14 protein-coding genes are annotated in these 16151 nt (G+C 70.5%); 5 read left to right on the top strand and 9 right to left on the bottom strand.

Going from position 1 to position 16151, the window contains the following annotated elements; genetic code table 11:
- Window positions 1-13 precede the first annotated feature (13 nt).
- Window positions 14-3442 (bottom strand): NACHT domain-containing NTPase, encoded by a 3429-nt coding sequence (locus tag KQY30_RS02400; protein ID WP_217305333.1) that lies wholly within the window; start codon window positions 3440-3442, stop codon window positions 14-16.
- A 342-nt stretch (window positions 3443-3784) separates the two neighbouring features.
- Between KQY30_RS02400 and KQY30_RS02395 the strand changes: the two genes are divergently transcribed.
- The gene (locus tag KQY30_RS02395) at window positions 3785-4009 is read left to right on the top strand and encodes a DUF397 domain-containing protein (protein WP_217305332.1); all 225 of its coding nucleotides are present in this window, start codon (window positions 3785-3787) and stop codon (window positions 4007-4009) included.
- 155 nt (window positions 4010-4164) lie between these two features.
- Here KQY30_RS02395 and KQY30_RS02390 read toward each other — a convergent pair whose 3' ends face one another.
- Window positions 4165-4680, bottom strand: a complete 516-nt coding sequence (locus tag KQY30_RS02390) for a hypothetical protein (protein WP_217305331.1) — start codon at window positions 4678-4680, stop codon at window positions 4165-4167.
- Window positions 4681-5153: 473 nt separating this feature from the next.
- Between KQY30_RS02390 and KQY30_RS02385 the strand changes: the two genes are divergently transcribed.
- From KQY30_RS02385 to KQY30_RS02375, 3 genes are read left to right on the top strand one after another with little or no spacing between them, the layout of a single operon-like run.
- Window positions 5154-6026 (top strand): aldo/keto reductase, encoded by an 873-nt coding sequence (locus tag KQY30_RS02385; RefSeq protein ID WP_217305330.1) that lies wholly within the window; start codon window positions 5154-5156, stop codon window positions 6024-6026.
- A gap of 47 nt (window positions 6027-6073) precedes the next feature.
- A complete protein-coding gene (locus KQY30_RS02380; RefSeq protein ID WP_217305329.1) occupies window positions 6074-6931 on the top strand; it encodes an oxidoreductase in 858 nt (285 codons plus the stop codon).
- Complete coding sequence (locus KQY30_RS02375) at window positions 6909-7586, top strand: TetR/AcrR family transcriptional regulator (protein ID WP_217305328.1); 678 nt, start codon at window positions 6909-6911, stop codon at window positions 7584-7586. Before KQY30_RS02380 ends, KQY30_RS02375 begins: the two co-directional genes overlap by 23 nt.
- A 47-nt stretch (window positions 7587-7633) precedes the next feature.
- Here KQY30_RS02375 and KQY30_RS02370 read toward each other — a convergent pair whose 3' ends face one another.
- Window positions 7634-8410, bottom strand: a complete 777-nt coding sequence (locus tag KQY30_RS02370; protein ID WP_217305327.1) for an SDR family oxidoreductase — start codon at window positions 8408-8410, stop codon at window positions 7634-7636.
- A 188-nt stretch (window positions 8411-8598) separates the two neighbouring features.
- Between KQY30_RS02370 and KQY30_RS02365 the strand changes: the two genes are divergently transcribed.
- Window positions 8599-9222, top strand: coding sequence for a DedA family protein (locus KQY30_RS02365; RefSeq protein ID WP_217305326.1), 624 nt, complete (start codon window positions 8599-8601; stop codon window positions 9220-9222).
- Between the two features lie 85 nt (window positions 9223-9307).
- Here the strand turns inward: KQY30_RS02365 and KQY30_RS02360 are convergent, their stop codons facing one another.
- From KQY30_RS02360 to dnaK, 6 genes are read right to left on the bottom strand one after another with little or no spacing between them, the layout of a single operon-like run.
- Window positions 9308-9541 carry a UBP-type zinc finger domain-containing protein gene (locus KQY30_RS02360; RefSeq protein ID WP_217310683.1) on the bottom strand — a complete coding sequence of 78 codons (234 nt, stop codon included), beginning with the start codon at window positions 9539-9541 and terminating at the stop codon, window positions 9308-9310.
- 41 nt (window positions 9542-9582) lie between these two features.
- On the bottom strand, window positions 9583-12267 hold the full coding sequence (clpB, locus tag KQY30_RS02355; protein ID WP_217305325.1) for an ATP-dependent chaperone ClpB: 2685 nt from the start codon (window positions 12265-12267) through the stop codon (window positions 9583-9585).
- A complete protein-coding gene (locus KQY30_RS02350; protein WP_217305324.1) occupies window positions 12258-12668 on the bottom strand; it encodes a chaperone modulator CbpM in 411 nt (136 codons plus the stop codon). The genes clpB and KQY30_RS02350 overlap by 10 nt, the downstream gene beginning before the upstream one ends.
- Window positions 12665-13618, bottom strand: a complete 954-nt coding sequence (locus tag KQY30_RS02345; protein WP_254406892.1) for a DnaJ C-terminal domain-containing protein — start codon at window positions 13616-13618, stop codon at window positions 12665-12667. Before KQY30_RS02345 ends, KQY30_RS02350 begins: the two co-directional genes overlap by 4 nt.
- Window positions 13619-13625: 7 nt before the next feature.
- The gene (locus KQY30_RS02340; RefSeq protein ID WP_217305323.1) at window positions 13626-14204 is read right to left on the bottom strand and encodes a nucleotide exchange factor GrpE; all 579 of its coding nucleotides are present in this window, start codon (window positions 14202-14204) and stop codon (window positions 13626-13628) included.
- Window positions 14205-14213: 9 nt separating this feature from the next.
- Entirely contained in the window at window positions 14214-16112 is a 1899-nt protein-coding gene (gene dnaK / locus KQY30_RS02335) for a molecular chaperone DnaK (RefSeq protein ID WP_217305322.1), read from the bottom strand.
- Between the last annotated feature and the right edge of the window lie 39 nt (window positions 16113-16151).

The raw sequence follows: 16151 nt of genomic DNA, 5'->3' as shown, positions 1-16151 counted from the left end.
GCTCGATTCCGCCTCATCTGCCCCGTGCCGTCTGGGCGTAGACGTCGTTGACGATCTTCTGGGCGTCCGCCTTGTGGGCCTGTTCCGTGGCTGCCTGCATGGTGACGACGTAGATCCACGAGCCCGCCGTGAAGGTCGTGACCATCCAGAACTGGTAAATGTCGCCGACGGCATGCCTGCGCGGTAGGAGAGCGTCCTTGATGGTGCGCTCCTTGTAGAGCGTCCAGCGGTCGTGCTTCTTCAAACCGTCCGGGTGGGGCATCGCGGCGGCCGTCTTGGTCGCATCCTCCCAGGAACAGCCCTGACGGCAGATGCGCACGTTGATGTCCACTCCCAGGTACGGGACCTGTGCCCCCTCGGGTGCGTTGTCGGCGCAGGTCCACCGTGCCCAGGCCACGCCGCCTGCCACACACCCGATGTAGTTCGACGTCTTGAAATCGAACGGCAGGTCCTTGAACGCCCGTACCGCCAGCCCGGCGCGTTCCGTGTCCGTCCAGGTGGCTCCCGTCAGGGACCGCCGGACATCGTCGTCATAGGGCAGCCGGTCGCGGGACGGCAGGTCGGAGCGGGGTATCGAGGCGAGCAGCCGGGTGTCCGTGAACGGCTTGCCGTTCTTGTCCTTCGGTGCGGGCGCCAGCCGCGCGTGGTGCAGGGCGATGCGCATCAGGGCTTTGGCCACTTCCGTGGTGCGGGACTCGTCGAAGCTGCTCTGTTCCTTGAACACGATCCGCAGGACCACATTGTCGACGCGGGTGTAGAGGAAGGCGGTACCGGCTGCCGCCTCCAGGCCGGATGCGTCGCCGAGCCCGGCGACGGGTTGCTGGGCTCGGCTGTGCAGCTTTTCCCTGACGAACCGTTCGGCGACGCGCACGGCGCTCTCGCCCGGACCCGCGGAGGCGACGTCCGTGACCAGTGTGACAGTGGCGTTCGACAGCAAGGCCGTCCGCTCCTTGACCTCGCACTGCCGTTTCTCCGCGGACTTCGCGAGCGGCTGCACGAAGACGGGGCGCAGCGATGCGACGGGCAGCAGCTTGCAGGGGGCGGGCAGGGACCGGTGCGGTCCCGCAGTGCCGGCGACGTGCTCGACACCCGGCAGGGCGACCAGCATGAGCGCCAGACCCGCGACGATCGCGATCACCGTACCGCCGCCGACGCGTGCGACGTCTCCCAGCCGCCTCGCCCGGTGCCGCCAGGCGGGGACGGCGCGGGGCTCGGAGACGTCGGGCGCCAGCCTGTCGCGGAGTTCGATGTGCCGGAACTGGTAGTGGCCGCCGGTCTGGCGAAGGACACCGCGCTGGTGGGCGTCGCGCAGGAACGCCATCAGGCGCCAGGGCAGCCGCCCGCGCCCCGCGAGCCAGATCCGCGCGACCGCGAAGCGGCCCCACGCGGAGAGCGACAGGTGGTACAGCAGCCAGACGCCCATCACGGCCGGTGTGAACACCACCAGTGTGGTGCTGTCCGTGACGTCCGCACCACCGTTCAGGCCCCACACGGCGAGCATCGCGGCCGGTACGACCATCGCGAACTCGCTGGCGTCCAGGTACTTCTGACGGGGCATTTCGACGGCACCGAGCACGAGTGCGGCGCGGCGGTCCTGGCGCAGCATTTCGAGTGGCTCCGACGCCGCCGCCGGGTCGGCCGGCAACCGGGCCACCCTCGCGAACTGGGTCGTGGCCACCGCCAGGCAGACCAGCGTGAGACACATCACGGCCCAGGCGAACGCGTGCCGACGCTCCGTTCCGAGCAGCCCGATGACGAGCCATGCGGGCACACTGACGACGACCAACCACCCCATGGCCCTGAGCCATGCCTTGCGCCGGCGTTCCCGCGACGGCCACACCAGGCGCGACGGCGGTGGGAAATAGCCCTCGGTCCGCTTGATGCCGACCCAGTCGCCGACCAGAGCCAGCAGCGCGATCGCCGCGTACAGCAGCCAGAGCGGCTGGCCGAAACCGATCTGCCGCACCATGAGGGCGGCGGCTGCGAGAGGGACGACGGTTCCCAGCGCGCGCACGGTGCGGGGCACCAGCTCGTCGAGCTGCCACCAGGCCAGGTCCTGGACCCGGCCCCTGCGCAGCGCGCCGGCCAGGAAGCCCAGCCACACCAGCGCCCTGTCCTCGCTCCAGCCATGTCCCGTCGGATCACCGTCCGCGCCGGGCCGCCGGTAGACCGCCGACAGGAACCGGTCGAGCAGGTGGCGCTCGATCGCCGCGCGGGAGGCGAACATCTCCTCGTCCAGCAGATCCTGGGGATCCGCGGGCGTGTCGCTGTACCCGGTCCGGGCGAGGGCCACCATGAGTGGCGTACTCAGCACCTCGCGCAGCCGTCGCGCCGCCGGATCAGCGTCCGGCGCACGCATCCGGTCCAGGACGGGATCCCACTTGGTGATGCCCCTGCCGGCCGCGTCGAGGGATCTGGCGCGCGTGGTACGCGGCAGATAGGCGGCGACGGACGCGAACGTGAGCGGCTTCAGCTCGACCACCGTGGTGCTGGGCAGCACGCCGTCGGTCTCCTCGACGGCGGCGGCGTACGCGGCGGTCCTGCTGGTCAGCACCAGCCGCGCGGCGGGCCCGAGGCTTTCGCCCAGTTCCCGCAGCGCGCCGGCCTGCCGGGCTGTCGGCAGTTCGTCGAAGCCGTCCAGCACGGGCAGCAGCCGTCCGGAGCGCAGGAGTTCACGGACGACGGCCTTGCGCTGGCCGGGCGAGGCGCCGATGGCGGGGTGCTCGTCGGCGATACGTTCCGCGGCCCAGGACCAAAGGCCCACCTTGTCCGATGCCCAGGAGGCGAGCGGCAGCAGAACAGGAACGGGCGCTTTGGAGCCAGCCGCCCGCCGGTCCAGCAGGGTGCGGGCCAGGCTGAGGGCGATGACGGACTTGCCCGCACCGGGCCCGCCCAGCATGACCAGACGGCGCCTCGGCAGCCCCTCGAAGAAGTTCGCCACGTTCTCGAACTGGCCGTCCGCCGACCGGGCGTGCTCACTCGTCAGGGAGGCTCGTGCGGCGGTCCAACGGACCGGCAGTGGCACCGGCTTGTTCGTGCGGGACGCCAGCTCCTCGCTCTCGTAACGCCTGCCGAGGGCCGTGCCGAGCCTGGCCGTGGCACGGTCGAGATCCTCGTCGGAGAGCTCGGCGGGCCCCTTCCTGAGCGCCTCCAACCGCTCGACCAGTCCCAGGTACAGCCCGAGCAGGATCAAGTAGGCCGCGGCGAGGCGCACCAGGCCACGTTCGCCCGGCGACTGTCCGGGGGCGAGCGCCAGGAGGACCGCACCCGCCGCCACGAGAAGGCCGACGAGAGCGAAGCGGAGCAGCGGGTCGAGACGGCGCTCCTGCTCGGAAGCGTCCGGAGCAGCGGAGATGTAAACGGTGCGCGCCTGCACCACCGTGCCCTGGGTGCCACCACTGACCGTGTTGTGGACGGTGCCCGTCCGAGCGTCGTCCGCCACCGTACGTGTCCCCCTCACGCGCCAGCGTTCCCCCGTGACCCCATTGTGGGCGCGTGCGGGGGCGGTGGGGAGTGAAATACCGGCAAGCGCGTCGCCCTGGGCCGAACTCGGTGGCGTACGGCCCCGGTTGACCGTCTCCACACGCGAGGCCAACAACGAGCGGCGATCTGAGTCCGGCTCAGCCCGCCCGTCGCGTGTGCTCCACTGCGGCTTCCGGCACCGCTATGGCCGTCATTGGGCTGTCGTTGCGATTTACGGTGTCCCGCCTTGCCAGTTGCACGTCTGGTGAGCCGGGGTGATGGTGGGAAGTGAAGCCCGATTGAGCATCGAAGGGGTAGTCCGATGACTGCAAAGAAGGCTGATCTCTACACGCTTGACCTGACGGATACGCGCTGGGTCAAGAGCAGCAAGAGCGCAACGGGGCCTTACTGCGTAGAGGTGGCAGACCTTGGTGGCGGAGCCGTTGCGATCCGTGATTCGAGGCGGAAAGACCTGCCGTCCCTGCGGTTCACCGCAGAAGAATGGGCAGCGTTCCGCGATGGCGTCCGCGAGGGTGAGTTCGGTTAGGAGAGTCTTCGCGTTCGACCAATGGCGAACCCGGTCCGGCTTCACCGGAGAGTGAGGCCGGGGCGGGTAGTCGAATTGCTTCATTGCTTCAGGACAATCCGCGGGATTCGTGCGACGTCCCGCGCGTTCCCCTGGGTACGGCTGTGTCTCCTGCCTCAGCGGTAGTCGTCGGGGTGGTCCTGCATCCAGACGTTGATTCGGTCGCGGACGCCGATCAGTTGTGTACGGTGTGTCTCCAGGTTCTCGGTGGAGGTATCGCCGTCGAGCGTCGTGCGGAGGTCGGCGATCCACTCGATGGGCTCGGGGAAGTGGCCCGGGCCCTTCCGGTCCGCCTTCATCGCCGCATCGAGGCCCATCACTTCCTCGTGGACCCTGCCCAGGAAGTACTCGCAGTTTCCTGAGCCCGGTGTGCACGTCTCGTTGAGCGTGGCCTGGAGGCCGGCGAAGGCGTCACGGACCAGTTCCGGCCCTGGGGACACCGCAGGGGTGGGGTTGATGGCGGCGTTCTCCCGCACCGTTGCGTCCGCAGGTGCCGGGGCGGACGAGGAACGGGAGGTGTCCCGCGTTCCGACACCTCCGGAGGTGTCGTCCGTGCCCGCGGAACAGGACAGCAGACAGACCGCGGTTACCGCGGTGAAGATCGCCGTACGCCGGACACGCCGAATCCGCATGAAGCCCCCTCGTTGTGATCACAGCGACTCTATACGCCTGATCGTGGAGAAGAGGTCGGGCCCGTGCTCGCCGACGCGGAGGTCGCCCCGTCGATGCCCAAGCAGCAGCCTTGCGAGAAGGCTTCGTGTGTCTGGGAGCCCAGCCGCGAGCGTGGTTTCCACGTCTTGCGATGGATTTGTGCCTCGGTGATGCTTGAAGCAGGTGAGTCGGTCGTCTCGCTCGCGAAGTGGCTGGAGCAGTCCGGCCCGGCGTTCACACTCCGGACGTATACGCACTTCGCACCGCGCGCCGGCGCTCGTGGGCTGTCCGCCGTCGAGGGGTGGTTCACGGACGCGACTGAAAGCCACTGCAAAGTCGCAGAGAGGTCGCAGAGAGCGGGACCAGCCGCTGGATGCCCCTGAACGCGCAGGTCGGAGCGTTCGCCCGTGGAGTGGGGCAGAACTGGACGTATAGTTCATTGAGGAGGTCGATCATGACATCCGTCAGTTCGGACGCTCCCGCCCGAGAGGCTGGGACGTTTCTGCTTGGGGACGATCTGCGGGTTCACCGTCTGGGGTACGGGACCATGCAGCTCACCGGGCCCGGGGTGTGGGGAGATCCCGCCGATCCCGAGGAAGCCGTGCGGGTATTGCGGCGGGCGGTGGAGTTGGGGGTCACGTTCATTGACACCGCCGACGCTTATGGGCCTTTCACCGCGGACTTGCTGCTCAGGAAGGCGCTGCATCCCTATCCGGACGATCTGGTGATCGCCACCAAGGCCGGGTTCGCCAGGACCGGGCCCGGCGAGTGGGTGCCGATCGGGAGACCCGCGTATCTGCGGCAGCAGGTCGAGCTGAGCCTGCGCAATCTCGGGGTGGAGCGGATCGATCTGCTCCAACTGCACCGTATCGATCCGACCGTACCCATCGCCGAGCAGGTCGGCGAACTCGCCGCCCTCCAGCGCGAGGGCAAGATCCGGCAGATCGGGCTGAGCGAGGTGAACACGGCCGACCTCGAAGTGGCCGGGAAGACCGCCACCATCGTGTCGGTCCAGAACCGCTACAACCTGGCCGACCGTGCCGCCGAGGACGTGCTGACGTACGCGGAGGAGCGCGGCATGGGCTTCGTCCCGTGGTTCCCGCTCGCCACCGGCGCACTCGCCGGGTCGGGCGGTCCGCTGGACCGGATCGCCGATGAACTGAGCGCGTCCCCCTCGCAGTTGGCCATCGCCTGGCTGCTGAAGCGGTCGCCCAACATGCTGCCCATCCCGGGCACCTCCAGCGTCGCGCACCTGGAGAACAACCTCGCGGCGGCCCGGCTGACACTCACCGACAAGCAGTTCGACGCGCTGTCGGCCGCGGTCTGAATCGCGGCGCGAAGGATTGCGGAGAATCGCGAAGGACAGTGACGCGCATGAGTACCTGGCTGATCACCGGCGCCTCCCGCGGATTCGGCGCCGAGATCACTCGCGCCGCCCTCGACGCGGGACACGAGGTCGTCGCCACCGCGCGCGACCCGAAGGCGGTGGAGACCCTCTTCCCCGACGCGAGCGACACACTGCTCGCGCTGCCCCTGGACGTCACCGACCAGGAGCAGGCGCGCGCCGTCGTCGCCATGGCGGCCAAGCGGTTCGGCACCGACGGTGGCGGAATCGATGTCCTGGTCAACAACGCAGGGCGCGGGCTCCTCGGCGCCGTCGAGGAGATTCCGGACTCGGCGGCCAAGGCCGTGTACGAGACGAACGTCTTCGGCACACTCAATGTGCTGCGCGCCGTCCTGCCCGGGATGCGCCGGCGCCGGTCGGGGCACATCATCAACATCAGCTCCGTCGGCGGCTTCACCGGCGCGCCCGGCTGGGGCATCTACGCCTCCACCAAGTTCGCCGTCGAGGGGCTGTCCGAGGCGCTGGCGGGCGAGGTCGCGCCGCTGGGCATCAAGGTGACGATCGTGGAACCGGGCTACTTCCGTACCGACTTCCTCGACGCCTCCAGCCTCCACACCGAGGGCCGCCGGATCGACGACTACGCCGCCACCTCCGGCGCCACCCGGACCGCCTCGACGGACCGCAACCACACCCAGCCCGGCGACCCCGCGAAGGCGGCCCGGGTCATCGTCGGCCTCGGCGGCGACGAGAAGGCCCCGCTGCGCCTGCAACTCGGCGCGGACGCCGTGGCCCGGGTCGAGGACAAACTGCGGTTCGTACAAGACGAGTTGGACATGTGGCGTGAGGTGGCCACCAGCACGGACCATGATGATGTCGCTGCGCGCTGAGCCGCCCCACGCGGCGCCGACGCCAGCGCTGCACCCCCGCAGTGTGCGGGCGCGGGAGGCGGTGCTGACCGCGACCGCCGCGCTGCTCGCCGAGGGCGGGCTCGGGGCGGCCACGGTCGGCGCCATCAGCAGCCGTTCGGGCGTGAGCAAGATGACCATCTACAAACACTGGCCGTCGCGCACGGCGGTGGCGGCGGAGGCGTTCGGACGCCGGATGGCCGACTGCGTACCGATTCCTGACACCGGGGACGCCGTGGCCGATCTGCGCGAGCAGATCCGGCGCGTGAGCGCGTTCTACGCGGGTGAAACGGGCCAGGTCTTCCGGCAGTTGCTGGCGGCGTGCGTCACGGACCCGGAGGCGGCGCCGTACTTCCGTACGTACTTCCTCCAGGCCCGCCGTGCCGCCTCCGCCCTGCTCTGGGACCGGCTGGTCGCACAGGGGAAGGCCAGGGCCGGCATCAGCTCCGAGACCGCGACCGACATCCTCTTCGGCCCGCTGATCTTCCGGCTGCTGACCGGCCACGCGCGCCTCGACTCCGACCAGGCCGACGCGATTTCCGAGGCGGCGCTTCAGGGACTGCTCGCCGTCGGACCTGCGGAACCCGTCGAACCGGCAGAACCCGCCCGACCCGCAGAGCCAGCGGAACCCGTGTGACCCGTTGAACCGGCCGAAGCGTAACGAAGGACCAGGCCGGACAGGGTCTAGCTCGTCTGGCCGGTCGGCATGATGGTGACCTGCTGGAGATTGACCCGGGGCGGCTGGGTGGCGATGAAGCCGATGGTCCGGGCGATGTCCTGCGGGGTGAGCCACTGCATCGTCTTCCTGGAGCCGCTCAGCCACTGCAACGCGCTCTCGTCGGTGACATGGTCCTGGAGCTCCGTGCCGACGATGCCGGGTTCGATCGCGCACACCCGGACGTTCTTCGGGCCCAGCTCGACCCGCAGATGGCGGGAGAGATGGCTGACGTACGCCTTGGTGCCGGAGTAGACGGCGAAGTTGGGGAAGATGTTCTGCGCGCCGATCGACGACGTGTTGATCAGGTCCGCCACACCGCGTTCGGCCGCTGCCCTGACGAGCTGCGGTGTGAACGCGCCAATGGTGTTCATCAGCCCGGTGACATTCACATCGATCTCCATGCGCCACCGGTCCATGCGCAGTTCCTCGATCGGGGCGGGCAGCATGACGCCCGCGTTGTTGAACAGCAGGTCCGCGCTGCCCAGCTCCGCCTCCACCTGGTCGGCGGCGGCCTGCACCTCCTCGGCCTCGGTCACATCGGCGGTGAACGCGATCGCGCGTCCGCCGTTCTTCCCGATCCTGGCGACCAGCTCTTCGAGCCGCTCCGCGCGCCGCGCCAGTACGGCGACCTTGGCGCCCAGCTCAGCGAGATGCTCGGCCGAGGCCTCGCCGAGACCGCTGGAAGCGCCGGTGACGACCGCGACACGGCCTTCCAGAGGCTTGGCCGGGTTCTCCATGGACATGATGAACTCACCTTTCGGGACATACGGAAGTAGTGGGGGCCGGGGTCCACGGGACCGCGCGCCCTCCGTCCAGCACACCACCGCACGGCCGAGCCCGCAGCGCAGGAGCCGTGGCCCGGCCCGGCGGATGCCGCCAGGACCGGCGGGCGTGCCACGCGTACTCCCGCGGCCCGCAGGAGAATGGACGTATGGCCCCTCCGCCGCTGCCCGGTGTACTGGCAGAGCTCGCGCCGCTGCTGGACCAGTACGGTTACCTGGCCGTCGGCGTGCTGGTCTTCGTGGAGGACTTCGGCGTCCCCGCCCCCGGCGAGACGATCCTGATCGTCGCCGCCCTGTACGCGGGTGCCGGGAAGCTGAACATCGTCGCCGTCGCCCTGATCGCGCTGGTCGCCGCGATCGCCGGGGACAACGTCGGCTATCTCATCGGCCGTACGGGCGGGCAGGCCTTCGTACGCCGCTGGGGCCGCTATGTCGGGCTCACCCCGAAGCGTTTCCAGCGCGCCGAGGACTTCTTCACCCGCCATGGCGGCAAGGTCGTCACCTTCGCCCGGTTCGTCGACGGGCTGCGCCAGGTCAACGGCATCATCGCGGGCACCACCGGCATGCCCTGGCGCCGCTTTCTGGCCTTCAACGCGCTCGGCGCCGCCTTGTGGGTCGCGTTGTGGACCACGTTGGGCTATGTGGCGGGCACCCGTATCGGATCGGTGTACGAGCAGCTCGCCCGTTATCCGGTCTATCTGATGGCCGGCCTCGGGGTTTTTGTCGTGGTGCTCGTCGCCCGGCACCTGATCCGCAAACGCCGAGCCCGCTGAAGCCGCTCAAGCAAGTGTGCTGAAGCGGCTCAAGCGCCGGGCGGGGCCGTGACTCGGACACTCGGACTCGGACGAATGTCCCGGCTCAGACGAATGTCCCGTGCATGTAGCACCAGCGCCAGTCCTCGCCGGGCTCCAGCGACGCCACGAGCGGATGGCCGAGGTTCCCGGCGTGGGCGCGCGCGTGGCGGAGCGGGGAGGAGTCGCAGCAGCCGACATGGCCGCAGGTCAGACAGAGCCTGAGCTGCTTCCAGGGCGCGCCGAGCCGCAGGCACTCCTCGCACCCCTCGGGGGTACGGGGAGTGACCGGCCGCACCATGGAGAGGTGCCAGTCCCCTTCGGCTTCCGTGCCCACGGCCCTCACACCACCTTCCCCTCGCCGGACGGACCGGACGGCCGGGACGCACCGGGCGCATCGCGCGCACCGGACGGACCCGGCGGCGCCTGGTACGTCACCACCAGCTCCCCGTTCTGCGCGTCCACCGTGATCGCCGACCCGTCCTCCGCCTCCCCGCGCAGCAGCGCGCGCCCGATCAGGGTCTCGACCTCGTGCGAGATGTAGCGGCGCAGCGGCCGGGCCCCGTACACCGGATCGAAGCCCTGGTGGGCGATGAGTTCGCGGGCCTGCTCGGTGAGTTCCAGCGTGATCCTGCGCTCCGTGAGACGTCCGCGCAGCTCGTCGAACTGCAGGTCGACGATGCGCTCGATCTGGGCCAGCCCCAGCGGCTTGAAGAGCACGATGTCGTCGACCCGGTTGAGGAATTCCGGCCGGAAGTGCGCGCGCAGCTCGCCCATCACCTGGGCACGGGCGTCGGGCTTGATCTCGCCCTCCACACTCGCGTCCAGCAGATAGCCGGAGCCGATGTTGGAGGTCATGATGACCACGGTGTTGCGGAAGTCGACCGTGCGGCCCTGCGCGTCGGTGATCCGGCCGTCGTCGAGGATCTGGAGCAGGGTGTTGAAGACATCCGCGTGCGCCTTCTCGATCTCGTCGAACAGGACCACCGAGTAGGGCTTGCGCCGGACGGCCTCGGTGAGCTGGCCGCCCTCCTCGTACCCCACGTATCCGGGCGGGGCGCCCATCAGCCTGCTGACCGTGTGCCGCTCCTGGTACTCGCTCATGTCGAGGCGGACCATGCTCTCCTCGGAGTCGAAGAGCGCCGCCGCGAGGGTCTTCGCCAGCTCGGTCTTGCCGACCCCGGTCGGGCCGAGGAAGATGAACGACCCGATCGGACGGCGCGGGTCACGGATCCCCGACCTGGCCCGGATGATCGCGTCGGCGACCAGCCGTACCGCCTCGTCCTGGCCGATCACCCGCTCCTGGAGGATCTCGTCCAGCCGGAGCAGCTTCTCGCGTTCGCCCTCCTGGAGCCGGCTCACCGGGATGCCCGTCCACGCGGCGACGATCTCGGCGATCTCGTCCTCCGTGACCACCTCGCGCAGCAGCCGTGTCTCGCCCTGCTTGGCACGGAGCTGCTCCTCCTCGGCGGCGAAGCGGCGCTCCAGCTCGGTGAGGGTCCCGTAGCGCAGCTCGGCGGCACGGTTCAGGTCGTACGCGCGCTCCGCCTCGTCGGCCTGCTGGCGGACCCGTTCCAGCTCCTGGCGCAGCTCCTGGACGCGGCGGATGGCCTGCCGCTCCGACTCCCACTGGGCGTGCTCGGCGTCCGCCTCGGCCCGCAGATCGGCCAGTTCCCTGCGCAGCTCGTCCAGCCTGTTCACACTCGCCGGGTCGGTCTCCTTGGCGAGCGCGGCCTCCTCGATCTCGCGCCGGGTCACCCGCCGGGTCAGCTCGTCCAGCTCCGCGGGCATCGAGTCGATCTCCGTACGCATCCGCGCGCACGCCTCGTCCACCAGGTCGATGGCCTTGTCCGGCAGGAACCTGTCCGAGATGTAGCGGTGGCTGAGGGTGGCGGCGGCGACCAGCGCCGTGTCCTGGACCTTCACCCCGTGGAAGACCTCCAGCCGCTCGCGCAGCCCGCGCAGGATGGAGACGGTGTCCTCCACACTCGGCTCGTCCACCAGGACCTGCTGGAAGCGGCGCTCCAGCGCGGCGTCGGACTCGACGCGCTTGCGGTACTCGTCCAGGGTCGTCGCGCCGATCATGTGCAGCTCGCCGCGCGCGAGCATCGGCTTGAGCATGTTCCCGGCGTCCACCGCCCCTTCGGCGCCGCCCGCGCCGACCACCGTGTGCAGCTCGTCCAGGAACAGCAGGATCCGGCCGCCGGCCGCCTTGACCTCGCCCAGCACCGCCTTGAGGCGCTCCTCGAACTCCCCGCGGTACTTGGCCCCGGCGACCAGCGACGCGATGTCGAGCGCGAAGATCGTACGGTCCCTCAGCCCCTCCGGGACATCGCCGCGGACGATCCGCTGGGCGAGCCCCTCCACGATCGCGGTCTTACCGACTCCCGGATCGCCGATCAGGACCGGGTTGTTCTTGGTCTTGCGGCTCAGGATCTGGATCACCCGCCGTATCTCGGCGTCCCGGCCGATCACCGGGTCCAGAGTGCCGCCGCGTGCCTCGGCGACCAGATCGCGGCCGTACTTCTCCAGGGCCTCGTACGCCGCCTCCGGCGTGGCGGAGGTGACGCGCTGGCTGCCCCGGATCCGGGTGAGCGCGGCGAGGAACGCCTCCTTGGTCAGCCCGTACTCCTTGAGCAGCCGCCCGGCGGCGGTGGCCGAGCCCTCGTCGGCCAGCGCCGTCATCAGATGCTCGACCGACACGTACTCGTCCTTGAGCCGCGCGGCCTCCTGCCCGGCCGTCTCCAGCAGCCGCGACAGCCGCTGGGTCACGAACACCTGGCCGGGCGCGGCACCCGGCCCGGTCGTCCTGGGCCTGCGCGACAGCTCGCGCTCCACGGCCTCGCGCAGCGCGGGCGGATCGACGCCCGCCTGGCCGAGCAGCCGGGGTACGAGCCCGTCCCGCTGGCCGAGCAGGGCGAGCAGCAGATGCTCGCCGTCGACTTCCGTCTGCCCGAGGCGCCCGGCCGCGGTCTGTGCTTCCTGGAGGGCTTCCTGGGACTTCTGGGTGAGGCGGTTCATGTCCATGGCACGGTGTCACTCCTCACGCCCGCGCGGCGCAGCGCGGCTTCCAGCAGACTGATCCGGTCCAGCAGGTCGAGCACCAGACCGATGGAGGCGTAGTTGAGCGGGAGTCCGGCGCGCAGCCGCTGGACACGGGCCAGCGTGCGCGGCGCGGACGGGTCGAACCAGAGCCGGCCCGCGGCGTCCCGGGTGGCCTCCACCAGACCGAGCGCCACCATGCGCCGGACCAGCTCCGGGTGGAGGCCCGAACGGCGGGCCACGCTCTCCAGACTGAGCCCGGTCCCGGGGCCGGGCCGGCGGACGGGCACCAGCTCGTACACCTCGACCGGCGGGGTGTCCTGCCGCTGCCGCCGCACCGGCGGCGTGTCCTGGCGGGGCCGGCGCCGCCGTGGGTCGGTGGTCATCCCGGCCTCCTCGGGTCGTAGTCGGACGCGGCGGCCAGATCCTCGAACAGCTTCCGTTCGCGGTCGGTGGGGCGCGGCGGGACCATCACCCGGACCTCGGCGTACAGGTCGCCGTCGGCGCCGCGCGGATGGGGCATGCCCTCGCCGCGCAGCCGCAGCCGGCGCCCGCTGGAGGAGCCGGGCGGGACGGTGACCTTGGCGGTGCCGCCCGGAGTGGGCAGCGGTACGGTCGCGCCGAGCGCGGCCTCCCAGGGGGTGACGGGCAGCCGGACATGGATGTCGCGGCCCTCCAGCCGGTACCGGTCATGGGGCTTGATCCGTACCCGCAGATACAGATCGCCCGCAGGCGCGTCGGGGCTGCCCCGGGTGCCCTCCCCGGCCAGCCGGATCCGCTGGCCGTCCCGTACGCCCCTGGGCACATCGACCTGGTAGTCGCGCCGGCCGTCCGGTCCGGCGAGGCTGATACGGCGGCGCCCGCCCCGGTAGGCCTCCTCCACCGTCAGCTCCAGCCCGGCCTCCTGGTCGGCTCCGGGTACGGTCCGGCGGGGACCGCCGCGTACGCCGCCACCGAACAGGCCGCCGAAGAGATCCTCGAAGTCCACGTCGAAGCCGGCGCCCTGATACGCGCCTGGCGCTCCCTGTCCGAAGCGCACCCCGCCGCCCGCGGCGACCCGCTCGTCGTAGTCCTCGGGGATCTGGCGGAAATCCGGGCCGAACCGGTCGTACCGCGCCCGGGTCCTCGGGTCCGCCAGCACGCTGTACGCCTCGTTGACGTCCTTGAAGCGCTCCTCCGCCTCCGGGTCCTTGTTGATGTCCGGGTGATGGCGGCGGGCCAGCTTCCGGTAGGCCTGCTGGATCTCCTCGTCGCTCGCCGTGCGGGAAACACCGAGGACCTCGTAGTAGTCGCGCATCCGGTCCCGTGCCCGGTCCTTCGCGCGGTCCTGTGCCATGGGGCCGTCACTCCCGCCGCCGGCTGACCGTCACGGCCATCGGGCGCAACTGGCTGCCGTCGTCGCCGTACCCGGGGCGCAGGACCTCCACGACCGTGCCCGGCTCCGCGTCCGGGTCGTCCACCACACTGACCACTTCGTGCCGGCTCGGGTCGAACGGCACCCCGCTCTCCTCCTGGCGCGGGTAGCCGAGCCGCTCCAGGACGTCGACGGCCTGGTCCCGTACCGCCTCGACGCCCTCGATGACCGAGGACGGTTCGGCGCGGGCGTGCGCGAGGGCCAGTTCGAGGTGGTCGAGTACGGGGAGCCACTGGGCGGCGGTACGGGCGCGCTCAGCTTGCCGTACCTGCTCCAGCTCCCTGGCGTACCGCTTGCGGAGATTGTCGAGATCGGCGAGAGCGCGCCGCCAGGCGTCCTGGACCTCGGCCAGCTCCTGTTGGCCCTCCTGTCCGCCGTTTCGCCGGACGGTCCCCTGGCCGTCCTGTTCGACGGCCTGCCGGTCGCCCCGCCGCGGCGGTGTTTCCGTTTCGGCTGCTTCGTCGGGCCGTGCGTGCGGTTCCCGTTCCCGGTCCGGCTGGATGGCCATGGCAGGACCTCAGCTCCGGTCGAAGTCGGCGTCCACGACATCGTCGTCGCCCCCGCCGGTCCGCCCGCCCTGCCCCTCGCCCGGGGCACCCGGCTCCGACGGCCCGGCGGGACCGGCCTGCCGTGCGGCCAGCCCCTGGTACACCTGCTGGAGTTCGGAGGTCAGCGACCTGACCCGGTCCAGCGGCGCCTCGCCCTTCACCGCCTGGCGCGCGTCGCCGACGAGCAGTTGGGCGCGCGCCCGCTCGTGCTCCGGCGCGCTCTCGCCCAGTTCGCCCAGTCGGCGTTCCACCTGGTAGGCGACGGCGTCCAGTTCATTGCGCGCGTCGACGGACTGCCGCAGCGCCTGGTCCTCGCCGCGGTTGCGCTCCGCCTCCGCGACCATGCGCTCCACCTCGGACTGTTCGAGGTTGGAGCCCTCGCTGAGGGTGATGCCCTGCTCCTTGCCGGTGTCCTTGTCGCGCGCGTTGACATTGAGGATGCCGTTGGCGTCGATGTCGAGGGTGACCTCGATCTGCGGTTCGCCGCGAGGGGCCCGGCGGATGTCGGTGAGCTGGAAGCGGCCCAGGACCCGGTTGTCGGCCGCGCGCTCGCGCTCGCCCTGGAGGACGACGACATCGACGGCGGGCTGGTTGTCCTCGGCCGTGGAGAAGGTCTCCGTACGGCGCACCGGGATCGTGGTGTTCCGCTCGACGATCCTCGTCATGACACCGCCGCGCGTCTCCACACCCAGCGACAGCGGGGTCACGTCCAGCAGCAGGACATCCTTGACCTCGCCCTTGAGCACCCCGGCCTGGACGGCGGCGCCCACCGCCACCACCTCGTCCGGATTGACGCTCATGTTCGGGTCCTTGCCGCCGGTCAGCCGTCGTACCAGCGCCTGGACCGCGGGAATCCGGGTCGAGCCGCCGACCAGGATGACCTCGTCGATGTCGTTGTCCGTCACCTTGGCGTCGGACAGCGCCTGCTTCACCGGGCCGAGGCAGCGGTCCACGAGGTCGGCGGTGATCTGCTCGAAGGTCGAGCGCATGACGGACTCGGTCAGATGCTTGGGGCCGTTGGCGTCGGCGGTGATGAACGGCAGGCTCACCTGGGTCCGGGTCACCGAACTCAGCTCGGTCTTGGCCTTCTCCGCCGCCTCGAAGAGCCGTTGCAGCGCCTGGGTGTCGGCGCGCAGATCGATACCGTTCTCCCGCTGGAAGCCGTCCGCCAGATAGTCCACCAGCCGGCGGTCGAAGTCGTCCCCGCCGAGGTGTGTGTCGCCCGCGGTGGACCGTACCTCCACCACGCCGTCCCCGACGTCCAGGATGCTCACGTCGAAGGTGCCGCCGCCCAGGTCGAAGACGAGCACCGTCTCGTGCTGCTTCTTGTCCAGGCCGTACGCGAGGGCCGCCGCGGTCGGCTCGTTGATGATGCGCAGCACTTCCAGGCCCGCGATCCGGCCGGCGTCCTTGGTGGCGGTCCGCTGGGCGTCGTTGAAGTACGCGGGCACGGTGATGACGGCCTCCGTGACCCGCTCCCCGAGGGACTTCGAGGCGTCCTCGGCGAGCTTGCGCAGCACGAGCGCGCTGATCTCCTCCGGCGCGTACAGCTTGCCCCGGATGTCGAACCGCGCGACGCCGTTCTCGCCCGCGACGACGTCGTAGGTCACCGCCTCGGTCTCGGTTCCGACCTCGTCGAAGTGGCGGCCGATGAAGCGCTTGGCCGAGTAGATGGTGCCCTTGGGATTGAGGATCGCCTGGCGGCGGGCCAACTGGCCGACGAGCCGTTCGCCGGAGTCGGTGAAGGCGACGACGGAGGGGGTGGTACGGGAGCCCTCGGCGTTGGGGAGGACCGCCGCCTCACCGCCCTCCCACGCGGCGATCACCGAGTTGGTGGTGCCCAGGTCGATACCGACTGCCTTCGCCATGGGGTGCTCCTTATGTCCGTCTTTCGGGCAGATACCCCC

It is taken from the genome of Streptomyces sp. GMY02, from assembly GCF_019056675.1.
In the GTDB taxonomy this organism is placed as follows: domain Bacteria; phylum Actinomycetota; class Actinomycetes; order Streptomycetales; family Streptomycetaceae; genus Streptomyces; species Streptomyces odonnellii.
The sequence above is the reverse complement of the archived record's forward strand: the minus strand, read 5'-3'. Positions and strand labels throughout refer to the sequence as shown.

Bases quoted from the DNA above. Each gene is read 5' to 3' on its own strand.
- KQY30_RS02395 (WP_217305332.1), top strand. From the start codon at position 3,785: ATGACTGCAAAGAAGGCTGATCTCTACACGCTTGACCTGACGGATACG.
- KQY30_RS02390 (WP_217305331.1), bottom strand. From the start codon at position 4,680: ATGCGGATTCGGCGTGTCCGGCGTACGGCGATCTTCACCGCGGTAACC.
- KQY30_RS02385 (WP_217305330.1), top strand. From the start codon at position 5,154: ATGACATCCGTCAGTTCGGACGCTCCCGCCCGAGAGGCTGGGACGTTT.
- KQY30_RS02380 (WP_217305329.1), top strand. From the start codon at position 6,074: ATGAGTACCTGGCTGATCACCGGCGCCTCCCGCGGATTCGGCGCCGAG.
- KQY30_RS02375 (WP_217305328.1), top strand. From the start codon at position 6,909: ATGATGATGTCGCTGCGCGCTGAGCCGCCCCACGCGGCGCCGACGCCA.
- KQY30_RS02370 (WP_217305327.1), bottom strand. From the start codon at position 8,410: ATGTCCATGGAGAACCCGGCCAAGCCTCTGGAAGGCCGTGTCGCGGTC.
- KQY30_RS02365 (WP_217305326.1), top strand. From the start codon at position 8,599: ATGGCCCCTCCGCCGCTGCCCGGTGTACTGGCAGAGCTCGCGCCGCTG.
- KQY30_RS02360 (WP_217310683.1), bottom strand. From the start codon at position 9,541: ATGGTGCGGCCGGTCACTCCCCGTACCCCCGAGGGGTGCGAGGAGTGC.
- clpB (WP_217305325.1), bottom strand. From the start codon at position 12,267: ATGGACATGAACCGCCTCACCCAGAAGTCCCAGGAAGCCCTCCAGGAA.
- KQY30_RS02350 (WP_217305324.1), bottom strand. From the start codon at position 12,668: ATGACCACCGACCCACGGCGGCGCCGGCCCCGCCAGGACACGCCGCCG.
- KQY30_RS02345 (WP_254406892.1), bottom strand. From the start codon at position 13,618: ATGGCACAGGACCGCGCGAAGGACCGGGCACGGGACCGGATGCGCGAC.
- KQY30_RS02340 (WP_217305323.1), bottom strand. From the start codon at position 14,204: ATGGCCATCCAGCCGGACCGGGAACGGGAACCGCACGCACGGCCCGAC.
- dnaK (WP_217305322.1), bottom strand. From the start codon at position 16,112: ATGGCGAAGGCAGTCGGTATCGACCTGGGCACCACCAACTCGGTGATC.